Source organism: Photobacterium lucens, from assembly GCF_009873615.1.
GTDB lineage: Bacteria > Pseudomonadota > Gammaproteobacteria > Enterobacterales > Vibrionaceae > Photobacterium > Photobacterium lucens.
This window is the reverse complement of sequence record NZ_SSMG01000487.1, coordinates 1-4,623: the sequence shown is the minus strand read 5'-3', so window position 1 is coordinate 4,623 and position 4,623 is coordinate 1. Positions and strand designations below refer to the sequence as shown.

The 4,623-nt window shown below is 37.6% G+C and carries 5 protein-coding genes; all 5 read right to left on the bottom strand.

Annotated elements, in window-relative coordinates:
- Window positions 1-493 (bottom strand): dTDP-4-dehydrorhamnose 3,5-epimerase (rfbC, locus tag E5A76_RS20120; RefSeq protein ID WP_161120024.1); only part of this gene is annotated, 493 nt, incomplete at its 3' end.
- A gap of 19 nt (window positions 494-512) precedes the next feature.
- Complete coding sequence (rfbD, locus tag E5A76_RS20115; protein WP_316247354.1) at window positions 513-1,406, bottom strand: dTDP-4-dehydrorhamnose reductase; 894 nt, start codon at window positions 1,404-1,406, stop codon at window positions 513-515.
- 10 nt (window positions 1,407-1,416) lie between these two features.
- The gene (gene rfbA / locus E5A76_RS20110) at window positions 1,417-2,295 is read right to left on the bottom strand and encodes a glucose-1-phosphate thymidylyltransferase RfbA (RefSeq protein WP_161120022.1); all 879 of its coding nucleotides are present in this window, start codon (window positions 2,293-2,295) and stop codon (window positions 1,417-1,419) included.
- 1 nt (window position 2,296) lies between these two features.
- Window positions 2,297-3,379: a dTDP-glucose 4,6-dehydratase gene (rfbB, locus tag E5A76_RS20105; RefSeq protein ID WP_161120021.1), complete on the bottom strand. Its 1,083-nt coding sequence runs from the start codon at window positions 3,377-3,379 to the stop codon at window positions 2,297-2,299.
- A gap of 38 nt (window positions 3,380-3,417) precedes the next feature.
- Complete coding sequence (gene wecA, locus E5A76_RS20100) at window positions 3,418-4,506, bottom strand: UDP-N-acetylglucosamine--undecaprenyl-phosphate N-acetylglucosaminephosphotransferase (protein WP_161120020.1); 1,089 nt, start codon at window positions 4,504-4,506, stop codon at window positions 3,418-3,420.
- Window positions 4,507-4,623: the final 117 nt, after the last annotated feature.

Genomic DNA, 4,623 nt, shown 5'->3' with positions numbered 1-4,623 from the left:
GAATAACATTAACATTACATGGCCACTCAATATTTAACTCTGCATTATTCCATTTAATCGAAACCTCTGCTTCTGGCTTATAATAATCAGTACATTTATATACAAATTCAGCCTCATCACTGATTACATAAAATCCATGTGCAAACCCTTCTGGAATCCATAATTGGCGCTTATTTTCTGACGAAAGATAAACTCCCACCCATTTACCAAATGTAGGAGAGCTTTTACGAATATCTACTGCAACATCAAATACTTCACCAGAAACAACACGAACTAATTTACCCTGGGTGTTTTCTGTTTGGTAATGTAAACCGCGTAAAATACCGTTTTTAGATTTAGAGTGGTTATCTTGCACAAATTGAGTTGGCTTACCAGTTACTAACTCTTCGAATCTTTTTTGATTCCATGTTTCCATGAAAAAACCACGTTCATCACCAAAAACACTGGGCTCAATAATTTTCACATCTGGGATTTCGGTTTCAATTACTTTCATGCTATCTCTTCTCTAACAATTATTGATAATTAGATAAATCACTTAAAGCCTGTTGCCAGTCACTGGCTTGAATTGAAAATGTCTCTGTGATTTTTTGCATATCAAGCTTTGAGTTTGCAGGTCGTTTAGCCGGTGTAGGGTAAGCCTCGGTATTAATACCTATTATATTTGGTGCTTTATCCAATACGTTTTGCTCAACGGCTTTATCAAAAATCATTTTCGCAAAACCACACCAACTCGTGTGAGGTAAACCTGAAAAGTTATAAATACCGTACTTAGTTTGATCGAAATCGTTACCTTGTACAGTTATATCCTTTGCAATGGTAATTAAGGCATTTGCAATATCCCCAGCATAAGTAGGACCACCAACTTGGTCTGTCACAATACCTAATTCATCTCGCTGTTTAGCTAACCGAAGCATTGTCTTAACAAAGTTATTTCCTTCCTCACCAAATACCCATGCTGTACGTAAAATAATAACGCGTGAACATGCATCAATAACTGCTTTTTCACCCGCTAATTTACTTGAACCGTACACACCTTGCGGGTTTACTGCATCGATTTCAGAGTAGATACCTTCTTTATCACCAGCAAAAACATAATCAGTCGAAATGTGCAATAAAGCAGCACCAATTTTTTCAGCGGCTTGTGCTAAATATAATGGGCCATCACGATTAATCGCATACGATAAATCAATTTCTGTCTCGGCTTTATCTACAGCAGTATGTGCTGCTGCATTAATAATAATATTAGGCTTAAATTCATCAACTATTTTTGAAACATCTGATTTAGACGTTATATCTAAATCTGTTCGATCAACAGCTAGTATTTCAGTATTGGTACAGTTTTGTAGCTGTCTAACCAAACAGCTACCTACTTGACCATTGCTACCCGTAATTAAAACTTTCACAATGTGCAATCTCTTATTTCTTTCCAGACGTGATACGCATCAGATATTGACCGTATTCATTTTTCATCATTGGTTTTGCTAACTCTTGTATTTGTTGAGTAGTTAGCCAACCATTACGCCAAGCAATTTCTTCCAAACAAGCGACTTTTAGCCCCTGAACATTTTGAATGGTCTCAACAAAAGAGGAAGCTTGCTGCAGACTTTCATGCGTGCCCGTATCTAACCAAGCAAAACCACGACCTAATAACTCAACATTCAATGAGCCATCGTTAAGATACATTTCATTCAATGTCGTAATTTCTAGTTCACCACGAGCAGATGGTTTCACTTGTTTGGCCATTTCAACAACGCGGTTATCATAAAAATACAATCCTGTGACTGCATAATTCGATTTCGGCTGGGTAGGTTTTTCTTCAATCGATATGGCTTTCATTTCACTATCAAATTCAACCACACCAAAACGTTCAGGATCATGAACTTGATAACCAAATACAGTTGCAATACCATCCTGTGTTTTTTCACAGGCGCTGTGTAACTGTTTACCAAAGGATTGACCATAAAAAATATTATCACCTAACACCAAGCAAACACTGTCATCGCCAATGAACTCTTCACCAATAATAAATGCTTGTGCTAAGCCATCCGGTGAAGGTTGAATGGCATACTCTAGATTGATACCAAAATCAGAACCATCGCCTAATAAACGACGGAAACTTTCATTATCTTCAGGCGTTGTGATAATTAAAATGTCTTGAATGCCTGCAAGCATCAATGTAGATAGCGGATAAAAAATCATTGGTTTATCGTAGATAGGCAATAACTGTTTCGATACGCCACGAGTAATAGGATAAAGGCGAGTGCCAGAGCCACCAGCTAAAATAATCCCTTTCATGTTATTTTCCTTCACTCTTATTTGTGCCAGTACCTAATCGTTCAAAACTGTATGAACCATCTAATACACGGCTCCACCATTTCTCGTTATTTAAATACCATTTAACCGTTTTACGAATACCTGATTCAAAGGTTTCAGCAGGTTTCCAGCCAAGTTCTTTACCAATTTTAGTCGCGTCAATGGCATAGCGAACATCATGTCCTGGGCGGTCCGTTACATAGGTGATTAAGTCTTTGTATTGAATTACACCTTGAGGTTTATTCGGCACTAATTCTTCAAGTAATGAACAAATAGTTTTTACCACTTCAATATTGGCTTTTTCATTATGACCACCAATATTATACGTTTCACCAATTTCACCTTTTGTTACAACGGTATAAAGTGCCGATGCATGATCTTCTACATATAGCCAATCACGAATTTGCATACCATCACCGTAAACAGGCAAATTCTTTCCGTCTAAAGCATTTAGGATCATCAACGGGATCAGTTTTTCAGGGAAATGGTATGGACCATAGTTATTTGAACAGTTAGTGACAATCGTTGGTAAACCGTAAGTACGTAACCAAGCGCGCACTAAATGATCACTTGATGCTTTAGAGGCTGAATATGGACTTGATGGCTCATACGATGTTGTTTCAGTGAATAAGTCATCGGTGCCTTCCAAATCACCATATACTTCATCAGTAGAGATGTGATGGAAACGAAATGCTGATTTACGGGTTTGATCTAACTGATTCCAATATTGGCGAGCAGACTCAAGCATTGTATAAGTACCAATAATATTGGTTTCAATAAATGCTGCCGGTCCATCAATAGAGCGATCAACGTGACTTTCTGCTGCCAAATGCATCACCGCATCAGGTTGGTATATCGAAAAGATACGATCTAATTCCGTGCGATCACAAATATCCACTTGCTCAAAATAGTAACGCTCACTATTTTCAATTTCAGAAAGCGATTCTAAATTACCTGCATAAGTCAGCTTATCAATATTAACAACTTCGTCTTGTGTATTATTTATAATATGACGGATTACTGCAGATCCAATAAAACCTGCGCCACCTGTAACTAAAATTTTCACAAATTATCCTTAATGATTTTTAGTTTATTTAATTCTTATTAATGTTGAGATGAAGTTGAAGACATTGTACTTTGACGGCCTAATAACTTATTTACCCATGTGGTAATACGCCAAATATGACTAATAACCGTAAAGTAGACAGCAAATAAACAGAGGAAGGCAATAAACATCGTTGATTCAGCGACACCATTGATGTCAGCTAAAATACCAACCACAGCACAGATGCTTGCCATTAAACAAATTACAAATAATGTCATTAATGGCGATAACCCCATACGCTGACAAATATGATGTAAATGTTCCCGGTCAGGTTTAAACGGTGAATGACCTTTACGCATACGACGGATCATAATGGTTGCCATATCCATTAATGGTAGTGCAATTAGCCATAATGCGGTTACTGGTTTAAATGCCACAATGCTTGGCTCTTGCGTGCCACGGATCAACATCCAGACCACAGAGAACCCTATAAACATACTGCCTGCATCGCCCATAAATATTTTAAATCGATGACCAAGCGGGAAACCTAAATTCAGCATGATGTAAGGGATAAGTGCTGTCACGATAAGTAAGCAAATCGTACCTAAGTACTCGTTGCCACTCATGAAGAAAACAGTACCTAAAGCAGTAAATGTTACTGATGCTAATCCACCTAATAGGCCATCAATACCATCGACCATGTTAAAGGCGTTAATCGCACCGATAACCGCAATCACCGTAATAAACCCACCAACAAATTCACCTAATGCAATGGTTTCGCTGCCCATTAGAAAGCCTAAATGGTGAAGGCTGTGCCCACCTACTAAAATCATCACAAGTGAAATGCCGGCTTGGACTAATAAGCGAATTTTAAAACTCACATCGTAGTAGTCATCCAATGCGCCAAGTACGATTAAAATAGCAGAGCACAGTAGGTATAACTCAAGGTTTAAACTTGATGGTAAGAAAAGAAGAAAGCCCACGAGTAGTGAAAGGTAAATAGAAATCCCCCCAACCAGCGGGACAACACCTTGGTGTAACTTACGCGCATTTGGCTTATCGACTAAGCCAATTTTCTTTGCTACTTTTCGCATGATAAATAACGTAATGAATGACGTTATAAATACAAATAGGTAAGCATAATTCATATAGCGGCCAACTTTTAATATGATATTAACGGTAGGTATGTAACGCGGTTTAACTTAAATTTGTTATTTAAAATTGGTAATAAAATCCTTTTACTATGACTTAATTACAATCAATCG